Source organism: Streptomyces tricolor, assembly GCF_002155905.1.
GTDB lineage: Bacteria > Actinomycetota > Actinomycetes > Streptomycetales > Streptomycetaceae > Streptomyces > Streptomyces tricolor.
Window position 1 is genome coordinate 1 of sequence record NZ_MUMF01000040.1, and the last position, 17,136, is coordinate 17,136.

The window sequence follows — 17,136 nt, forward strand, 5'->3', positions numbered from 1 at the left end:
CGACGAGCTGCTCGGCCGGGTCGCGCTGCGCCAGATCCTGCTCGGGGACGGCGTCGCCGAGGTGGCGTACTGGACGGTGGCGCGGGCGCGCGGCCGGGGCGTCGCCGTGCGCGCCACGGCGGCCGTGACCCACTGGGCCTTCGAGGAGATCGGCTTCCACCGCCTGGAACTCACGCACGCCACCGCCAACGAGGCGTCCTGCCGGGTCGCGGGCAAGGCCGGTTTCGGCCTGGAGGGCACCAAGCGCAGCGCCCTCAACCACCAGGACGGCTGGCACGACATGCACCTGCACGCGCGCGTGCGCGGCGACTGAGCCGGATGCATGACGGCGGATGCATGACGGCGGACGCACGACGGCGGATGCACGACGGCGGACGCGTGACGGCGGACGCAAGACGGCGGATGCATGACGGCGGACGCACGAAAGCGACGGCACCCGGTCCGGGTGCCGTCGTCTTGCTGCGTCAGCGGTCGCGCGGCTCAGGCCGCGGCTGCCGTCACGCCCTCCTGCTCGGCCTCGATCCGGGCGTTCCACTCCCGCTTGGAGGCCTGCCAGCCGTCCTCGTTGTGGCCGAGGCGCCAGTAGCCGGAGATCGACAGGTCCTCGCGCGGGATCTGCCGCTCGACCCGCAGCAGCCGGCGCAGCTCCTTCACGAAGCCCGCCTCGCCGTGCACGAACGCGTGCAGCCGGCCCTCGGGGAACTCCAGCCCGCGCACCGCCTCCAGCAGCGCCTCGCCGACCGGCCGGTCCCCGCGGTGCAGCCAGACCACCCGCACCTCGGTGTCGATCTTCTGCTCCTCCTCGGGGCCGGACACCTCGACGAAGGCGTGCGTACGGGCGCCGGCGGGCAGCGTCTCCAGGGCGCGGGCGATCGCGGGCAGCGCGCTCTCGTCCCCGACGAGAAGGTGCCAGTCGGCGGCCGGGTCGGGCGCGTACGCGCCGCCGGGGCCCAGGAAGCGGACCGTGTCGCCCGGCTGCGCGCGCAGGGCCCAGGGACCGGCCAGGCCCTCGTCGCCGTGCACCACGAAGTCCAGGGTCAGCTCGCGCTGTACCGGGTCCCAGGCGCGCACGGTGTACGTCCGGGTCACCGGCCACTGCTCGCGCGGGAACTCGGCGCGGATGCGCTCCAGGTCGAACGGCTCCGGGTAGGTGACGCCCTCGGGTCCGAACAGCAGCTTCACGTAGTGGTCGGTGCAGGTGTCCGCGGCGAATCCGGCCAGGCCCTCGCCGCCGAGCACGACCCGCTGCATGTGCGGGGTCAGCCGTTCGGTGCGCACCACCTGGGCGGTATGGGGCTTGCGCGGCTTTCGTACCGGACGCTCTGCCATCACGGCCTCCTGCGGGGGTTGGTTAGGTTTACCTAAGTTAGCATCCCGCTCCGGTTCCACACCTCTTCCGCGAGTGTTGTCCGAGATCCCTTTGCCGGAATATTCCGGTCGGGTCCCGCAGAGGTCACCGCGCCAGCGTCGTCAGCAGCCGCTGCAAGGAGCCCCCGAGGCCCCACCGCTGCGCCAGTTCCTCCAGCGCCGCCGGGTCGCGCGGGGTGCGCGGCAGGGCGGTACCGACGTCCGGCAGCGGCACGTCGTCGGCCACCCGCACCACCTTCGGCGCGACCGCCACATACGGCCGGGCCTCGGTGAGCCGCTTGCGCTGCGACGGCGTGAGCCTGGCCCGCGGGTCGTCGACCGCGGCCATGATCCCGGCCAGGTCTCCGAACTCGGCGAGCAGCTTGGCGGCCGTCTTCTCGCCGATCCCGGCCACGCCCGGCAGGCCGTCGCTCGGGTCGCCGCGCAGCAGCGCCAGATCCGCGTACCCCCGCCCGTCGACGCCATACTTCTCGCGCAGCACCGCCTCGTCGGTCAGCTGCAGCGTGCCGACGCCCTTCAGCGGATACAGCACCCGCACCCCCCGTGCGTCGTCCACCAGCTGGTACAGGTCGCGGTCGCCGGTCACGATGTCGACCGGGCCCTCGGCCCGCGCGGTGAACGTGCCGATCACGTCGTCCGCCTCGTACCCCGCGACGCCGACGCGGGCGATGCCGATCGCGTCCAGCACCGCCTCGATCACCGGCACCTGCGGGGCGAGGGTGTCCGGCACCTCCTCCTCGTCGGGTCCGCCCGGGTGCTCCTCGGCGACCCGGTGCGCCTTGTAGGTGGGGATCAGCTCCACCCGCCACTGCGGGCGCCAGTCCGCGTCCATGCAGGCCACCAGGTGCTCCGGCCGGTGGTCCTTGACCAGCCGGTCGATGAAGTCCAGCAGCCCGCGGACCGCGTTGACGGGCGTGCCGTCCGGCGCCTTCACGGAGTCCGGGACGCCGAAATAGGCGCGGAAGTACAGCGAGGCGGTGTCGAGAAGCATGAGTCGTCCGGTCACGCACGCATCATGCCGCACGGCACCGACAGCACCCCGTGCGCCCGGAACGCGTTGCGTGACGCGCATTCCCGTGAACCCGGCCACTTCCGGGTTTGCCCCGGCTTGACCTGGGGAGGCGCCGCCTCTGTCCTGTCCCCCGAGACGAGAGGTACGCGTGTCAGCCAGGCTTGAGGCGGAGCACCTGTTCAAGGTGTTCGGCAGACGACCGGACGAAGCAGTGAAACGCCTGCGCGAGGGCGCCGACCGGGCGGAGCTGCGCGCCGACGGCACGACCGCCGCCGTGATCGACGCGTCCTTCCGCGTGGGGGCCGGCGAGATCTTCGTCGTCATGGGGCTGTCCGGCTCCGGGAAGTCCACCCTGCTGCGGATGCTCAACGGGCTGCTGGAGCCGACCGCGGGCAGCGTCCGCTTCGACGGCCAGGACCTGACCGCGCTCAGCGACCGGGCGCTGCGCGAGCTGCGCTCGAAGAAGATCAGCATGGTCTTCCAGCACTTCGCGCTGTTCCCGCACCGCAGCGTCCGCGACAACGCCGCCTACGGCCTGGAAGTGCAGGGCGTGCCCCGCGCCGAGCGCGAGCGCCGCGCCGACGAGGCGCTCGCCCTGTGCGGCCTGGCCGGCTGGGAGACGTCGTGGCCCGACGAGCTGTCCGGCGGCATGCAGCAGCGCGTCGGCCTCGCCCGCGCCCTTGCCACCGACGCCGACGTGCTGCTGATGGACGAGTCCTTCAGCGCCCTGGACCCGCTGATCCGCCGGGACATGCAGGACCAGCTGCTGGAACTGCAGAAGACCCTGCGCAAGACGATCGTCTTCATCACCCACGACCTCAACGAGGCCATGCGGCTCGGCGACCGCATCGCCGTCATGCGCGACGGCCGTATCGTCCAGACCGGCACCGCCGAGGACATCCTGCTGCGCCCCGCGAACGACTACGTGGCCTCCTTCATCCAGGACGTCGACCGCTCCCGCGTGCTGACCGCCGCCGCCGTGATGGACACCGAGCTGCGCGGCGACGAGGCCGACTGCGGCTGCGAGACCGCGGCTCCCGACACGCCGTTCACCGAACTGTGCGCGATCAGCGCCCGGCTGTCCCATCCGGTCGCCGTCCTGGACACGGCCCGCACCCTGGTCGGCGTCGTCCCCCGGCAGCGCCTGGTCGGCTTCCTCGGCGACGAGCCCGGCGCGCCCGCGGCGTGCGACAACGACGGCGGGAAGGTGATCGGCCGTGCCTAGGATCCCTCTCGGCGACTGGGTCGACAGCGGCGTCGACTGGCTGGTCGACCACCTCTCCTGGCTGTTCGACGCCGTCAAGGCGGTCATGGAGGGCATGTACGACGGCATCGACGCCGTGCTCACCGCCCCCGAGCCGCTGCTGATGGCGGGCATCCTCGCGGTGGTCGCCTGGTGGCTGCGCGGACTGCTCGGCGGCGTCCTCGCCTTCGCCGGATTCGCCCTCGTGGACTCGCTGGACCTGTGGGACCGGGCCATGTCCACCCTCGCCCTGGTCCTCGTGGCGACCGTGATCGCCCTGGTGATCTCGATCCCGCTGGGCATCTGGGCCGCCCGTTCCAAGGCGGTCAGTGCGGCCCTGCGCCCGGTCCTGGACCTGCTCCAGACCATGCCCTCGATGGTGCTGCTGATCCCGGCGATGCTCTTCTTCGGTCTGGGCACCGCCGCGGGTGTCGTCGCCACCCTGATCTTCGCGCTCGCCCCCGGCGTCCGCATGACCGAGCTGGGCATCCGCCAGGTCGACGCGGAACTGGTCGAGGCCGCCGAGGCCTTCGGCACCACTCCGCGCGACATCCTGTGGCGGGTCCAGCTGCCGCTCGCCCTGCCGACCATCATGGCCGGCGTCAACCAGGTGATCATGCTGGGTCTGTCCATGGTCGTCATCGCCGGCATGGTCGGCACCGGCGGCCTCGGCGGCGCGGTCAACGAGGCCATCGGCCAGCTCGACATCGGCTACGGCTTCGAGGCGGGCGTCGGCATCGTCGTCCTCGCCATCTACCTGGACCGTGTCACCGGCGCGCTCGGCACCCAGCTCTCCCCGCTGGGCCGCAGGGCCGCCGCGAAGGCCCCCACGCGCGCGTGGTCGTACCGTCCGCGCCCCGCCGTCGCCGTGGTCGGTGTCGTCGTCCTCGCCCTCGTCGCGGGCGGGCTCGGGATCTTCGGCTCCTCCGCCGGCACCTCCGAGGCATCGGGCACGAACGTCGGCAAGGGCGAGGAGATCCGGATCGGCTACATCCCCTGGGACGAGGGCATCGCCTCCACCTTCCTGTGGAAGGAGATCCTGGAGGAGCGCGGCTTCAAGGTGACCACGACCCAGTACGCGGCCGGCCCCCTCTACACCGGCCTCGCCACCGGTCAGCTCGACTTCCAGACCGACTCCTGGCTGCCCACCACCCACGCCGAGTACTGGACGAAGTACGGCAAGCAGCTGGACGACCTCGGCACGTGGTACGGCCCCACCTCCCTGGAGCTGACCGTCCCGTCCTACGTGAAGGACGTGAACTCCCTGGCGGACCTCAAGGCGCACGCCTCCGAGTTCGACGGGAAGATCATCGGCATCGAGCCCAGCGCGGGCATGATGGGCCTGCTGAAGGACAAGGTGCTCAAGGAGTACGGCCTGGAGGGCACGTACGACGTGGTCGACGGCTCCACGCCGGCCATGCTCGCCGAGCTGAAGCGCGCCTACGCCCGCAAGCAGCCGGTCGTCGTCACCCTGTGGTCGCCGCACTGGGCGTACAGCGACTACGACCTGAAGAAGCTGAAGGACCCCAAGGGCGCCTGGGGCAAGGGCGACGGCGTGCACACGCTCGCCCGCAAGGGCTTCGCCGACGACCATCCGCAGGTCGGCGCGTGGCTGAAGGACTTCTCGATGACCGAGGAGCAGCTGACCGGCCTGGAGGCGCAGATCCAGAAGGCCGGCAAGGGCAAGGAGCAGGACGCCGTCCGCACCTGGCTGCGGCAGCACCCCGGTCTGATCGACGCGTGGGCGCCCGTCGCCGCGGAGGACGCCGGCAGCCGGGCGGCCGGGGTGAGCTGACCGGCCCCGACCGCCTCCCGAGGGGCGGGCGCCGCCGGACGCCGACGCGCGTCCGGCGCCGCCCGCCCCTCGTGGCGTTCCGCCCCACGGCAACGATCAGGCCAATCACCGCCGGTGCGGACCGTCGGCCCCGGCCGGGGTGCACCACCCGGCTGGGCGGCATGTTCATCCCCCAGGGTGACCAGGTCACGGACCGGTCTTCGGCCCCCCAGCGCTGGCGAGAACCGAGAGGGTGGGGGATCACGGGCATGTCAGGGATGTGACAGGCACGTGAAACGGTTTGCCGAACATGCGTAGGGTGCAGAGAAGTCATCGGAAGAGGTGCGCCCCGCAGCGGGCACCCGGACAGCGGCACGACGAGCGAGGGAGGGAGCCGGAGCGATGGGCGACCACAAAGAGCAGCAGCCCGTGCGGGTGGGCGCGGCCGTCCGGCGGCGCCGCCGTGCGCTGGAGCTGACCCTCGCCGTCGTGGCCGAGCGCAGCGGCCTCTCGGTGCCGTTCCTCAGCCAGGTCGAGAACGACAAGGCCCGGCCGAGCCGTACGTCCCTGGAGCGGCTGGCCGACGCCCTGCGCACCACGGCCGTCGAACTCCTCGCCGCCGCCGACCCGGCCGCCAGCGTGGACGTGGTGCGCGCCGAGCCCGTCCCCGCGGGCGACTTCGACCCGCGGACCCGCACGCTGGTGCGCGGCCACCACCAGCTGCACGCCTCCGAGTTCACCGGCGACCACGACGCCGGCCGCGAGTTCCAGCACCGCAACGACGAGCTGATGTACGTCGCCGACGGCGCGGTGGAGATCGAGGCCGAGGGACGCGCGTACCGGCTCGGCCGCGGCGACACGCTGTATCTGACGGGCGGGGTGCGGCACCGGTGGCGGGCGACGGTGCCGGACACGCGGATCGTGGTGGTGGCGGTCGCCGAGCACATCGAGGCCGTGCAGGACCGGACGCGCTGAGCATTCCGGGAGAGGGCGCATGAGGGACCGTCGATCGTCCGCGGGTCCGTCGTGGCCGGGCGCGCCCGCGCGGCGGAGCCGCCCACCGGTGCAGCCCCACGCCCCTTCGGAGCGCTGCCCCGGCCGGGGCAGCCCGGTGCGCGTCGTCTCCCTGGTCCCCTCCCTCTCCGAGGCCATCGCCGTGACGCTCCCCGGAGCCCTCGTCGGTGCCACCGACTGGTGCAGTCGTCCGGTGGATCTGGAGGTCACCCGGATCGGCGGTACGAAGAACCCGGACGTGGCGCGGATCCTCGCCCTCGGCCCCGACCTGGTGATCGCCAACGAGGAGGAGAACCGCGTCCCCGACCTGAACGCCCTGCGTGCGGCGGGCGTCGAGGTGCTGGTCACCGAGGTGCGCAGCGTGCCGCGGGCCTTCGCCGAGCTGGACCGGGTGCTCGGCGCGTGCGGGGCGCGGAGCCGGCCCGCCTGGCTGGACGCGGCGGAGGCGGCCTGGTCGGCCCTGCCCGCGCCGGCGGAGCGGACCAGGGCGGTCGTACCCGTCTGGCGGCGGCCCTGGATGGTCCTCGGCCGGGACACCTTCGCCGGTGACGTCCTGGCCCGTCTGGGCGTGGACCACGTCTACGCCGCCCACCCCGAGCGCTACCCCCGCGTCCCGCTGGACGCACTGCGCGCGCAGGCCCCGGACCTGGTGGTCCTGCCCGACGAGCCGTACCGCTTCACCGCCGACGACGGCCCCGAGGCCTTCCCGGGCCTGCCCTGCGCCCTGGTCAGCGGACGGCACCTGACCTGGTACGGCCCGTCCCTGACCGAGGCGCCGCGGGTGCTGGCCGGGGCGCTGCGAGCAGCGCGCCGCTGAGCAGGCCGCGCACGGTGCCCCAGGCCGCCGCGACCCAGGCCGCCACGAGGACGCCGTACAGCCCGAGCGCCAGGGCGTCGTACATCGCGAGACCGGTGTGCCGGGCGAGGGCCGCGGCGCCGGTGACACAGGTGCCCACCGGGAAGGTGAACGCCCACCAGGTCAGCGCGAAGCCCATGCCCCGGCGCCGGGCCCGCACCACGTGCGCCATGGCCAGCACCAGCCAGAGCAGCGCGAACCCCATGACCGGCACCCCGTACAGCACGGCGAAGACGCCGAGGCCGCGGTCGTAGGGGGCCGGGACGACCCCGGGGGCGGCCTCCGCGATCAGCGCGACGGCGGTGGTGGACTGCCCGAGCGGGCCGAGGACCAGGAACAGGGTCGGGGTGAGCGCGAGCGGCAGCGGACCGGCGGTGATCAGCCGGGCGAAGACCAGCGGCAGCATCAGCAGCACGGCCAGCAGGCTCAGCCCGAACAGCGCGAAGCAGGCCAGCAGCAGGGTCTCCCGGGGCTGCCCCGGCGGCAGATGCGGCACCAGCAGCGGGCCGAGCGCGGCCGACACCATGGGCGCGACCAGCGGCAGCAGCCACACGGGGGTGGCCTGGGCGGCGTCGACGCGGTGGCGTACGGCCATCAGGTAGGGCACGGCGACGGCGGCGCCGAGCCCGATCACGGTGCCGGCGGTGAAGAGCACGGCGTCCAGGGTGACGGCCGCGCGGGTGCCGATCAGCTCCCGGCCCGCCGTCAGGGCGCCGCCGCCCACCGCCAGCAGGGCCATGGACAGGCAGCCGTAGAAGGGGGCCATGGCCGGGTCGAGGAGATGGGCGCGGGCCTGGTCGCGATGGTGGCTCCAGTGCAGGGCCCGGGCGGCCAGCAGGGTCAGCAGCAGGAGCAGGGACAGCGCCCAGACGGCCGCGAAGAGGCCGTGCGGGCCGTGCACCGGCCCCGGCAGCGCGACGCCGGCCGAGCCGACGACGGCGGTGCCCATGACGGAGGCGTACCAGTTCGGGCCGAGGTGCCGGAGCCGGGCGGCGCGGGGCAGGGGCAGGGGCTGGGCAGCGGTGACCATGCCCTCACCGTCTCCCGGCCGAGCGCGCCTGACCAGGGAGTTCCTCTCTATGAGGGCATAAGCTGGTCTTATGAGCGAGGCGGAGGAACAGCGGGAGCGGACGGCATCACTGGCGCACCGGGTGCCGGACCTCGCCGCACTGGAGCTGCTGCTCGCGGTGGCGCGGCTGGGCAGTCTGGGCGCGGCGGCCCGCGAGGTCGGCATCACCCAGCCGGCCGCCAGCAGCCGGATCCGCTCCATGGAACGGCAGCTGGGCGTCGCCCTGGTCGACCGCTCGCCGCGCGGCTCCCGGCTCACCGACGCGGGGGCCCTGGTCACCGACTGGGCGCGGCGGGTGGTGGAAGCGGCGGCGGCCTTCGACGCGGGCGCGCGGGCGCTGCGGGACCGGCGGGACTCGCGGCTCAGGGTGGCGGCGAGCATGACCATCGCCGAGTACCTGCTGCCCGGCTGGCTGCTCGCGCTGCACGCCGAGCGGCCCGACACGGCCGTGTCGCTGCTCGCGGGCAACTCGGCGAAGGTCGCGGAACTGCTGCTGTCCGGTGAGGCGGACGTGGGTTTCGTGGAGGGGCTGACCGTGCCGGCCGGCCTGGACTCGGCGGTCATCGCGCACGACCGGCTGATCGTCGTCACCGCGCCGGGCCACCCCTGGGCCCGCCGCCGGCGGCCCCTGACCGCGGCCGAGCTGGCCGCGACGCCGCTCATCCTGCGCGAGCGCGGCTCCGGCACCCGCCAGGTCCTGGACGCGGCGCTCGGCGGCCTGGCCCGCCCGCTGATCGAACTCTCCTCCACCACGGCGGTGAAGGCCTCCGCGGTCAGCGGCGCCGGCCCCTCGGTGCTCAGCGAACTCGCGGTGGGGGAGGAGCTGTCGATGCGCCGCCTGGTCAGCATCCCGGTGGAGGGCGTCTCCCTCCACCGAGACCTCCGCGCGGTCTGGCCCACCGGCCACCGCCCCACGGGCCCGGCCCGAGAACTCCTGACCCTGACCCGAGGCTGACCGAACGCCCCCGCGGAGGCGCGGGAAACCGCGCGACCGGCTCCCGCGGTCCCGCGGCCCGGGGGCGGCCCGCAGCCCTGCGGCGATACCCGAAATCCCTTGGCCAAGCCGCGCAGCGACCCGGCACCATGCTCCGCATGACCCTCACCGCCCCGCCCGCCACCGGCGTCCGCGTCCCCTGGGAAGGCCTCCCGGCCGTCGTCCGCGACGCCGTGGGCGAGATCCTCGGGGCGCCGGTCGTGCGGGCCGTGACCCAGCGCGGGGGCTTCTCACCCGGTGTGGCGGCCCGCGTGCGCACCGCCGCCGGAGGCACCGGTTTCGTCAAGGCGGTGAGCGCCGAAACCAACCCGCACAGCCCCGGCCTGCACCGCAGGGAAGCCCGGAACGCCGCCGCGCTGCCGTCCACCGTGCCCGCGCCCCGGCTGCTCGGGTCCTACGACGACGGCACCTGGGTGGCGCTGGTCTACGAGGAGGTCGCCGGACGCCAGCCGCACGTGCCGTGGCGGCCGACGGAACTGCGCCGCGTGCTCGACGCCGTGACCGTGCTCGCCCGCACCGGCACACCCTCCCCGGTCGACGCCCCGCCCGTCGCGGAGGCCCTCGTCGGCGACTTCGCCGGCTGGCGTGCGCTGTGCGACGGTGCGGCCGGTGACGTGCGGGACCGGCTCGGTGCGTGGGCCGCCGGACACCTTGCGGAACTCGCCGCGCTGGAAGCCGGATGGGCCGAGGGTGCCTCCGGGGACACCCTGGCCCACGGCGACCTGCGCGCGGACAACGTCCTGCTCACCGCCGACGGCGTCGTCTTCGTGGACTGGCCGCACGCCCTGCGCGCCGCACCCTGGTTCGATCTGCTGGTCATGCTGCCGTGCGTGCGGGCACAGGGCGGCCCGGACCCCGGGGAGGTGTTTACCGCGCACCCCCTGGGCCGGGCGGCGGACCCGGACGCCGTGACCTCGGCGCTGGCCGCCCTCACCGGCTACTTCCTGCGCGGCTCACTGCGGCCGGCGCCGCCGGGCCTGCCCACTCTGCGTCCCTTCCAGCGCGCGCAGGGCGAGGCCGCCCTGGCCTGGCTCAGAAGGCGGCTGTGAGCCGGGCTCACGAGGCGGCGGTGACCAAGGCCCGCATCACGCGGAGGTCCTGGCCCATCTCCGGATGCCACTGCACGCCCAGTACCCAGCCCCGGTCCGCCGGCAGTTCGACGGCCTCCACGGTGCCGTCCGCCGCGTGGGCCGACGGGACGAGGCCCTCGCCGAGCCGGTCCACCGCCTGATGGTGGTACGTCGGCACGGCCGTCTCCTCGGGGACGATCCCGGCGTACCGGGTGCCCGGCACCGGCTTCACCGGGTGCTCGCCGAACGCGCCGACCTCCACCACGTGCCCGTCCAGGTGCTGGACGAGCGTGCCGCCGAGGGCGACGTTCAGCAGCTGCATGCCCCGGCAGACGCCGAGCAGCGGCACGCCCGCCGCCAGCGCCGCCTCGATCAGCGCCAGTTCCCACGCGTCGCGCTCCGGCGCGGGCGGCCCCGTGCGCGGTGAGCGCTCGGCGCCGTACCGGGCCGGGTCGACGTCCGGGCCGCCCGCGATGACCAGCCCGTCGAGCCGGGCCACCGCGGCGGCGGCGCGCTCCGGCGCGTCCGGCGGCAGCAGCGCGGCCAGCCCGCCGGCCCGCTGCACCAGCCGCGGATAGCCGGCCGCCAGCAGCACCGCGTCCAGCTCCCACACCCCCCAGCGCACGCCGGACTCCAGATACGTGCTCACGCCGATCAGCGGCGGCCGTACGGTCATGCTGCCCTCCCTGGGAAGCCGAAGCGCTCACTTCATGGGTGCCCGCTCCGGACATACGTACCTTCAAAGGTGTTCATTCATACCTTTGTGTGCGCCTCCGTGGGGCCGGTTCACGCCAGGAAGCCCCGCAGCAGCGCCGCCGTCCCCGCGCAGTGCTCGCGCATCATCTCCCGCGCCCCGTCCGCGTCCCCGTCCAGCACCGCCCCCACCAGCGCCGTGTGCTGCCGCTGCGAGTGCTCCAGGTTGCGCACCAGCAGCGGGATGCAGTCCAGCAGGTCGTTCACCGTGGCCCGGACCGCCGCGTACTGCGCGGTCAGCGACGGCGAACCGCACAGCTCGGCCAGTGTCAGGTGGAGCAGCGTGTCCGCGCGCCGGTAGTCCGCGAGCGGCGCCTCGTGGGTGCGCTCCAGTGCCTCCCGCAGCCGCTCCGCCTGCTCCCCGCTCAGCCCGTGCGCCGCGCACAGTCCGGCCGCGCCCACCTCCAGCACCTCGCGGAAGCGCAGCACGTCCTCGATGTCGACCTCGGCGATCCGGCGCCGCAGCTCGTCCTCGCCGCCCGCGTCCGGGCGCGGCAGCACGAACGTTCCGCCGTACCGCCCGCGCCGCGCCTCCACCAGGCCCTGGTCCTGGAGCACCTTCAGCACCTCGCGCAGTGTCACCCGGCTGATCCCGAGCCGCTCCGCCAGCTCCCGCTCGGCCGGCAGCCGCTCGCCGCCCGGCACCAGGCCCAGCCGGACGACCTGCAGGATCTGCTCCAGCGCCTCCTCGAACCCGTTCCCCGCCCGCACCGGCCGCAGCACCGGGGCGAGCCGGTCCCCCAGCCCGCTGGTCCCCATGTCGTGCGACATCCGCCGTACCCCCTTCCCAAGCAATGGTTCTGAGCAATACCTTATGGCTCCCGGCCCGGCCGAAAAAGCGCGATGGCGCCGAAGGAGGCTCTCCCGTGGCAGACCGCACACCCCCGCTCAGTGTCGAGGAACTGCACGCCCTCGTCGCGAGCGGTGAGATCGACACTGTCGTCCTGGCCTTCCCCGACATGCAAGGGCGGCTCCAGGGCAAGCGGTTCGCCGCCCGCTTCTTCCTTGACGAGGTCCTGCACCACGGCACCGAGGGCTGCAACTACCTGCTCGCCGTGGACACCGAGATGAACACCGTCGACGGCTACGCGATGTCCTCCTGGGAGCGCGGCTACGGCGACTTCGCCATGCACCCCGACCTGTCCACCCTGCGCCGCATCCCCTGGCACCCCGGCACCGCGCTGCTCATCGCCGACCTCGCCTGGGGCGACGGCTCCCCGGTCGTCGCCGCGCCCCGCCAGATCCTGCGCCGCCAGCTGGCACGGCTCGCCGACCTCGGCTACACCGCCCAGGTCGGCACCGAGCTGGAGTTCATCGTCTTCAAGGACACCTACGAGCAGGCCTGGGACGCGAACTACCGCGGCCTGACCCCGGCCAACCAGTACAACATCGACTACTCCGTCCTCGGCACCGGCCGCATCGAGCCCCTGCTGCGCCGCCTGCGCAACGACATGGCCGGCGCCGGCCTCACCGTCGAGTCCGCCAAGGGCGAGTGCAACCCCGGCCAGCACGAGATCGCCTTCCGCTACGACGAGGCCCTGCGCACCTGCGACCAGCACGCCCTCTACAAGACCGGCGCCAAGGAGATCGCCGCCCAGGAGGGCTGCTCGATCACCTTCATGGCCAAGTACAACGAGCGCGAGGGCAACTCCTGCCACATCCACCTCTCGCTCGCCGACGCCGACGGCAACAACGCCATGGCGGGCTCCCCGGACGACCCCGGCGGCATGTCCGACGTCATGCGCCACTTCCTCGCCGGACAACTCGCCGCCCTGCGCGACTTCTCCCTCCTCTACGCCCCCAACATCAACTCCTACAAGCGGTTCCAGCCGGGCTCCTTCGCCCCCACCGCCGTCGCCTGGGGCCACGACAACCGCACCTGTGCGCTGCGCGTCGTCGGCCACGGCCGCTCCCTGCGCTTCGAGAACCGCCTCCCCGGCGGGGACGTCAACCCCCACCTGGCCGTCGCCGGTCTCGTCGCGGCCGGCCTGTACGGCATCGAAGAGCGGCTGGAACTGCCCGAGCCCTGCCCCGGCAACGCCTACACCGCCGGCTTCGCACACGTCCCCACCACCCTGCGGGAGGCCGCCGAGCTGTGGGAGAACAGCCCGATCGCCAAGGCCGCCTTCGGTTCCGAGGTGGTCGACCACTACCGCAACATGGCACGCGTCGAGCTGGAGGCCTTCGACGCCGCGGTCACCGACTGGGAGCTGCGCCGCTCCTTCGAACGCCTGTGAAAGGTCGCCCCGTGACTGACCCGCACCAGCTCCTCGTACGCAACCCCGCCACGGAGGAGACCGTCGCCCTCGTCCCGGCCGCCGGCCCGCAGGACGTGGACGCCGCCGTCGCCCGGGCCGCCCGAGTCCAGCCCGCCTGGGCCGCGCTCGCCCCCGCCGACCGGGCCCGGCTGCTGCGCCGCTTCGCCGACACCGTCGACGCGCACCTGGAGGAACTCGCCCGGCTGGAGGTCCGCGAGGCCGGCCACACGGTCGGCAATGCCCGCTGGGAGGCGGGCAACGCCCGCGATCTGCTGCTCTACGCGGCCGGTGGCGCCGAACGCCTGCTCGGCAAGCAGATCCCGGTGCCCGGCGGCTGGAACGTCACCTTCCAGGAACCCCTGGGCATGATCGGCGTGATCGCCCCCTGGAACTTCCCCATGCCGATCGCCGCCTGGGGCTCCTTCCCGGCGCTCGCGGCCGGCAACGCGGTCGTCCTCAAGCCCGCCGAGACCACCCCGCTCACCGCGCTCCGACTGGCCGAACTCGGCCTGGAGGCAGGCCTGCCCGAGCACCTCTTCCAGGTGCTGCCCGGTTACGGCGACACCGCAGGACGCGCCCTGGTGGACCACCCGGACATCGCCAAGATCGTGTTCACCGGCTCCACGCGCACCGGCCGCGAGGTCATGGAGCGCTGCGCCCGCCTGGTCAAACCGGTCACCCTCGAACTCGGCGGCAAGAGCCCCAGCATCGTCTTCGCCGACGCCGACCTCAAGGCCGCCCTCGACCCCCTCTCCTTCCTGGACAACGCCGGCCAGGACTGCTGCGCCCGCACCCGCATCCTGGTCCAGGACACGGTGCTGGACGAGGCCCGCGACGTCCTCGCCGACGCGCTGGCCGCCGTCGTCGTGGGCGACCCGGCCGACGAGAAGACCCAGATGGGCCCGCTGATCTCCGCACCGCAGCTGGAGCGCGTACGGTCCTACGTCCCCGCGGACGCCCCCGCCCTGCGCGGCAGCGCCCCCGACGGACCCGGCTACTGGTTCCCGCCGACCGTGCTCACCGGGGAGCGGCCCGACAGCGCCGCGGCCCGCGAGGAGATCTTCGGCCCGGTCGCCGTCCTCCTCCCCTTCACGGACGAGCAGGACGCGATCCGCCTCGCCAACGACACCCCCTACGGCCTGTCCGGCTCCGTCTGGACCCGGGACGTGGGCCGCGCCCTGCGCGTGTCGCAGGGGGTCCGCGCGGGCAACCTGTCCGTCAACTCCCACTCCAGCGTGCGCTACTGGACCCCGTTCGGCGGCTTCAAGCAGTCCGGCCTCGGCCGCGAACTCGGCCCCGACGCCCTGACCGCCTTCACCGAAACCAAGAACGTCTTCATCAGCACGGAGGGCCCCGCACAGTGACCGAAGAAACCGTCTGCCGCCGCCTGGTCGGCCGCACCGCCGTCGTCACCGGAGCCGGCAGCGGCATCGGACTCGCCTCCGCCCGCCGGCTCGCCGCCGAGGGCGCCTACGTCGTCTGCGCGGACGTCGACGAGGTCCGCGGCAAGGCCGCCGCCGACGAGGTCGGCGGGCTCTTCGTGCAGACCGACGTCACCGACCCCGAGCAGGTCGAGACGCTGTTCCGGACGGCGTACGACACCTACGGCAGCGTCGACATCGCCTTCAACAACGCCGGCATCTCCCCGCCCGACGACGACTCCATCCTGGAGACCGGCCTGGAGGCCTGGAAGCGCGTCCAGGAGGTCAACCTCACCTCCGTCTACCTGTGCTGCAAGGCCGCCATCCCCTACATGCGGCGGCAGGGCAAGGGCTCCATCATCAACACGGCCTCGTTCGTGGCGAGGATGGGCGCGGCCACCAGCCAGATCTCCTACACGGCCTCCAAGGGCGGCGTCCTCGCCATGTCCCGCGAGCTGGGCGTGCAGTTCGCACGGGAGGGCATCCGGGTGAACGCCCTGTGCCCGGGCCCGGTCAACACCCCGCTCCTCCAGGAGCTGTTCGCGAAGGACCCGGAGCGGGCCGCCCGCCGCCTCGTCCACATCCCGCTCGGCCGGTTCGCCGAGGCGGAGGAGATCGCCGCCGCCGTCGCCTTCCTCGCCAGCGACGACTCCTCCTTCGTCAACGCCACCGACTTCCTGGTCGACGGCGGCATCGCCGGCGCGTACGTCACGCCCCTGTAGGAGGCGTCACAGGAACGTCCGCCCCTCGCCCCGGTAGGTCGGCACGGTCGCCGTCACCGTGTCCCCCTCGATCAGGTGCAGTGCCTCGAACCGCTCGCACAGCTCGCCCGCCTTGGCGTGCCGGAACCACACCTTGTCGCCGATGAGCAGGTCGTCGGCGGGCGAGCCGAGCAACGGGGTCTGCACCTCGCCGGGGCCCTCCTGCGGGTCGTACCGCAGCCCCTGCGGCAGATACGGCACCGGCAGCCGGTCGCGGCCGGCTGCGCCCGAGGCCGGGTAGCCCCCGCCGAGCACGGTGACGACCCCCACGCCGGGCCGCCGGACGACCGGCTGGGCGAACAGCGCGGCCGGGCGGCCGGTGAAGGAGGTGTAGTTGTCGAACAGGCGCGGCACGTACAGCCCGGAGCCGGCCGCGATCTCCGTCACCGCGTCCTCGGCGGCGGTGTGCTGCACGCTGCCGGTGCCCCCGCCGTTGACGAACTCCAGCTCCGGGGCGACGGCCCGCACCGCCCGCACGACGGCCGCCCGCCGCTCGGCCAGCTCCCGCCGGGCGGCGGCCTGCATCAGCCGGATCGCCCGCGAGCGCAGGGGCCGCCCGGCGACCGCGTCCCCGACCCCGGCGACATGTCCCTCGTACGCCATGATCCCCACCAGCCGGAAGCCCGGCCGCCGGGCCACCGCCCGGGCCAGTTCCGCGAGTTGGGCGGGCGAGTGCAGCGGCGACCGCCGCGCGCCGACCCGCACCCGGCCGCCCAGCAGCCGCAGCGAGGTGTCCAGCTCCAGGCACACCCGGACGGTTTCACGGCCGCCGTCGCGGGAGGCGTCGATGAGGTCGAGGTGCGCCGGGTCGTCCACCATCACGGTGACGGCGCCGGCCAGCTTGGGATCGGCGGCCAGCTCCGCGAACCCCGCCCGGTCGGCGGACGGGTAGGCCAGCAGGACGTCCTCGAACCCCGACCGCGCGAGCCACAGCGACTCGGCCAGGGTGAACGACATGATGCCCTGGAAGCCGTCCTTGGCCAGGACGCGTTCCAGCAGCGCCCGGCAGCGGACCGACTTGCTGGCCACCCGTACGGGTTTGCCCGCCGCGCGCCGGAGCAGGTCGTCCGCGTTGGCGTCGAAGGCGTCCAGGTCCACGATCGCGAGAGGGGCGTCGAGATGGGCGGTGGCCCGGTCGTAACGGGCCCGGTCGGCGGCGCGCGCAGTCATGCCGGAAGCCTGCCAGACAGGATTACCGCAGGGTAGGGGACGTTCCGGGCAGATGCCCCGGCCCCGTGGACCGGTTCCGTACCGGTCCCCGACAACCCGTAGAGTGACGCGCACGTACGGCGGAACGCGCCCGGGCGCCCATGTGAACCGGGATGCGGGTCCGGCCGTACGGGTATGCGTGCCCGGAAGGACCTGGCGTACAGGGTCCGGCGTACCGGGCGCGGCCGAGCAGCAGGACGGCCCGCGTACGAGGAAGCGGCCCGGGCACGAGGAAACGGGGGGTGCATGAGCACAGAAGCACGACACGCCCCGATCCCGCCCCGCCCCTCGACCCCGCCGGCCAGGCCCGCCGAGGCGGGCCTGGCCGGCGGGG

Annotated in this window: 16 protein-coding genes; 10 read left to right on the plus strand and 6 right to left on the minus strand. The window is 73.8% G+C overall.

Going from position 1 to position 17,136, the window contains the following annotated elements:
* The coding region (locus tag CCN44_RS03395) for a GNAT family N-acetyltransferase (protein ID WP_143649600.1) at window positions 1-313 on the plus strand (313 nt) is incomplete at its 5' end.
* 167 nt (window positions 314-480) lie between these two features.
* On the opposite strand, the gene CCN44_RS03400 is transcribed toward CCN44_RS03395, so the two are convergent.
* Window positions 481-1,329, minus strand: a complete 849-nt coding sequence (locus tag CCN44_RS03400) for a siderophore-interacting protein (protein ID WP_086696801.1) — start codon at window positions 1,327-1,329, stop codon at window positions 481-483.
* 124 nt (window positions 1,330-1,453) lie between these two features.
* Window positions 1,454-2,374 (minus strand): 5'-3' exonuclease, encoded by a 921-nt coding sequence (locus CCN44_RS03405; protein ID WP_059248358.1) that lies wholly within the window; start codon window positions 2,372-2,374, stop codon window positions 1,454-1,456.
* A 154-nt stretch (window positions 2,375-2,528) separates the two neighbouring features.
* Here CCN44_RS03405 and CCN44_RS03410 point away from each other — a divergent pair, with 154 nt between their 5' ends.
* From CCN44_RS03410 to CCN44_RS03425, 4 genes are all read left to right on the plus strand, one after another.
* Window positions 2,529-3,605, plus strand: coding sequence for a quaternary amine ABC transporter ATP-binding protein (locus CCN44_RS03410; RefSeq protein ID WP_059248357.1), 1,077 nt, complete (start codon window positions 2,529-2,531; stop codon window positions 3,603-3,605).
* Window positions 3,598-5,418 (plus strand): ABC transporter permease/substrate binding protein, encoded by a 1,821-nt coding sequence (locus tag CCN44_RS03415; protein WP_086696802.1) that lies wholly within the window; start codon window positions 3,598-3,600, stop codon window positions 5,416-5,418. Before CCN44_RS03410 ends, CCN44_RS03415 begins: the two co-directional genes overlap by 8 nt.
* A 381-nt stretch (window positions 5,419-5,799) precedes the next feature.
* Window positions 5,800-6,372 carry a helix-turn-helix domain-containing protein gene (locus tag CCN44_RS03420; RefSeq protein ID WP_059248355.1) on the plus strand — a complete coding sequence of 191 codons (573 nt, stop codon included), beginning with the start codon at window positions 5,800-5,802 and terminating at the stop codon, window positions 6,370-6,372.
* Window positions 6,373-6,508: 136 nt separating this feature from the next.
* Window positions 6,509-7,228 (plus strand): helical backbone metal receptor, encoded by a 720-nt coding sequence (locus CCN44_RS03425; RefSeq protein WP_086696803.1) that lies wholly within the window; start codon window positions 6,509-6,511, stop codon window positions 7,226-7,228.
* Here the strand turns inward: CCN44_RS03425 and CCN44_RS03430 are convergent.
* Entirely contained in the window at window positions 7,140-8,297 is a 1,158-nt protein-coding gene (locus CCN44_RS03430) for a TDT family transporter (RefSeq protein ID WP_086696804.1), read from the minus strand. The genes CCN44_RS03425 and CCN44_RS03430 overlap by 89 nt on opposite strands.
* A 70-nt stretch (window positions 8,298-8,367) precedes the next feature.
* Between CCN44_RS03430 and CCN44_RS03435 the strand changes: the two genes are divergently transcribed.
* Both CCN44_RS03435 and CCN44_RS03440 read left to right on the plus strand, forming a co-directional pair.
* Window positions 8,368-9,291 (plus strand): LysR family transcriptional regulator, encoded by a 924-nt coding sequence (locus CCN44_RS03435; RefSeq protein ID WP_086696805.1) that lies wholly within the window; start codon window positions 8,368-8,370, stop codon window positions 9,289-9,291.
* Between the two features lie 137 nt (window positions 9,292-9,428).
* Complete coding sequence (locus CCN44_RS03440; RefSeq protein ID WP_086696809.1) at window positions 9,429-10,379, plus strand: phosphotransferase family protein; 951 nt, start codon at window positions 9,429-9,431, stop codon at window positions 10,377-10,379.
* Between the two features lie 7 nt (window positions 10,380-10,386).
* On the opposite strand, the gene CCN44_RS03445 is transcribed toward CCN44_RS03440, so the two are convergent.
* On the minus strand, window positions 10,387-11,076 hold the full coding sequence (locus tag CCN44_RS03445; RefSeq protein WP_059248351.1) for a gamma-glutamyl-gamma-aminobutyrate hydrolase family protein: 690 nt from the start codon (window positions 11,074-11,076) through the stop codon (window positions 10,387-10,389).
* Between the two features lie 110 nt (window positions 11,077-11,186).
* Window positions 11,187-11,924, minus strand: a complete 738-nt coding sequence (locus CCN44_RS03450) for a FadR/GntR family transcriptional regulator (RefSeq protein ID WP_059248350.1) — start codon at window positions 11,922-11,924, stop codon at window positions 11,187-11,189.
* Window positions 11,925-12,019: 95 nt separating this feature from the next.
* On the opposite strand from CCN44_RS03450, the gene CCN44_RS03455 reads away from it, so the two are divergent.
* The 3 genes from CCN44_RS03455 to CCN44_RS03465 are packed head-to-tail and all read left to right on the plus strand — an operon-like array spanning window position 12,020 to window position 15,554.
* A complete protein-coding gene (locus tag CCN44_RS03455) occupies window positions 12,020-13,390 on the plus strand; it encodes a glutamine synthetase family protein (protein ID WP_086696806.1) in 1,371 nt (456 codons plus the stop codon).
* A gap of 11 nt (window positions 13,391-13,401) precedes the next feature.
* Entirely contained in the window at window positions 13,402-14,775 is a 1,374-nt protein-coding gene (locus CCN44_RS03460; protein ID WP_086696807.1) for an aldehyde dehydrogenase family protein, read from the plus strand.
* On the plus strand, window positions 14,772-15,554 hold the full coding sequence (locus CCN44_RS03465; protein WP_086696808.1) for a 3-oxoacyl-ACP reductase: 783 nt from the start codon (window positions 14,772-14,774) through the stop codon (window positions 15,552-15,554). The genes CCN44_RS03460 and CCN44_RS03465 overlap by 4 nt, the downstream gene beginning before the upstream one ends.
* Before the next feature lie 6 nt (window positions 15,555-15,560).
* Here CCN44_RS03465 and CCN44_RS03470 read toward each other — a convergent pair whose 3' ends face one another.
* Window positions 15,561-16,763 carry an amino acid deaminase/aldolase gene (locus CCN44_RS03470; RefSeq protein WP_059248346.1) on the minus strand — a complete coding sequence of 401 codons (1,203 nt, stop codon included), beginning with the start codon at window positions 16,761-16,763 and terminating at the stop codon, window positions 15,561-15,563.
* Between the last annotated feature and the right edge of the window lie 373 nt (window positions 16,764-17,136).

Bases quoted from the DNA above. Each gene is read 5' to 3' on its own strand.
- CCN44_RS03400 (WP_086696801.1), bottom strand. From the start codon at position 1,329: ATGGCAGAGCGTCCGGTACGAAAGCCGCGCAAGCCCCATACCGCCCAG.
- CCN44_RS03470 (WP_059248346.1), bottom strand. From the start codon at position 16,763: ATGACTGCGCGCGCCGCCGACCGGGCCCGTTACGACCGGGCCACCGCC.
- CCN44_RS03445 (WP_059248351.1), bottom strand. From the start codon at position 11,076: ATGACCGTACGGCCGCCGCTGATCGGCGTGAGCACGTATCTGGAGTCC.
- CCN44_RS03450 (WP_059248350.1), bottom strand. From the start codon at position 11,924: ATGTCGCACGACATGGGGACCAGCGGGCTGGGGGACCGGCTCGCCCCG.
- CCN44_RS03420 (WP_059248355.1), top strand. From the start codon at position 5,800: ATGGGCGACCACAAAGAGCAGCAGCCCGTGCGGGTGGGCGCGGCCGTC.
- CCN44_RS03430 (WP_086696804.1), bottom strand. From the start codon at position 8,297: ATGGTCACCGCTGCCCAGCCCCTGCCCCTGCCCCGCGCCGCCCGGCTC.
- CCN44_RS03435 (WP_086696805.1), top strand. From the start codon at position 8,368: ATGAGCGAGGCGGAGGAACAGCGGGAGCGGACGGCATCACTGGCGCAC.
- CCN44_RS03440 (WP_086696809.1), top strand. From the start codon at position 9,429: ATGACCCTCACCGCCCCGCCCGCCACCGGCGTCCGCGTCCCCTGGGAA.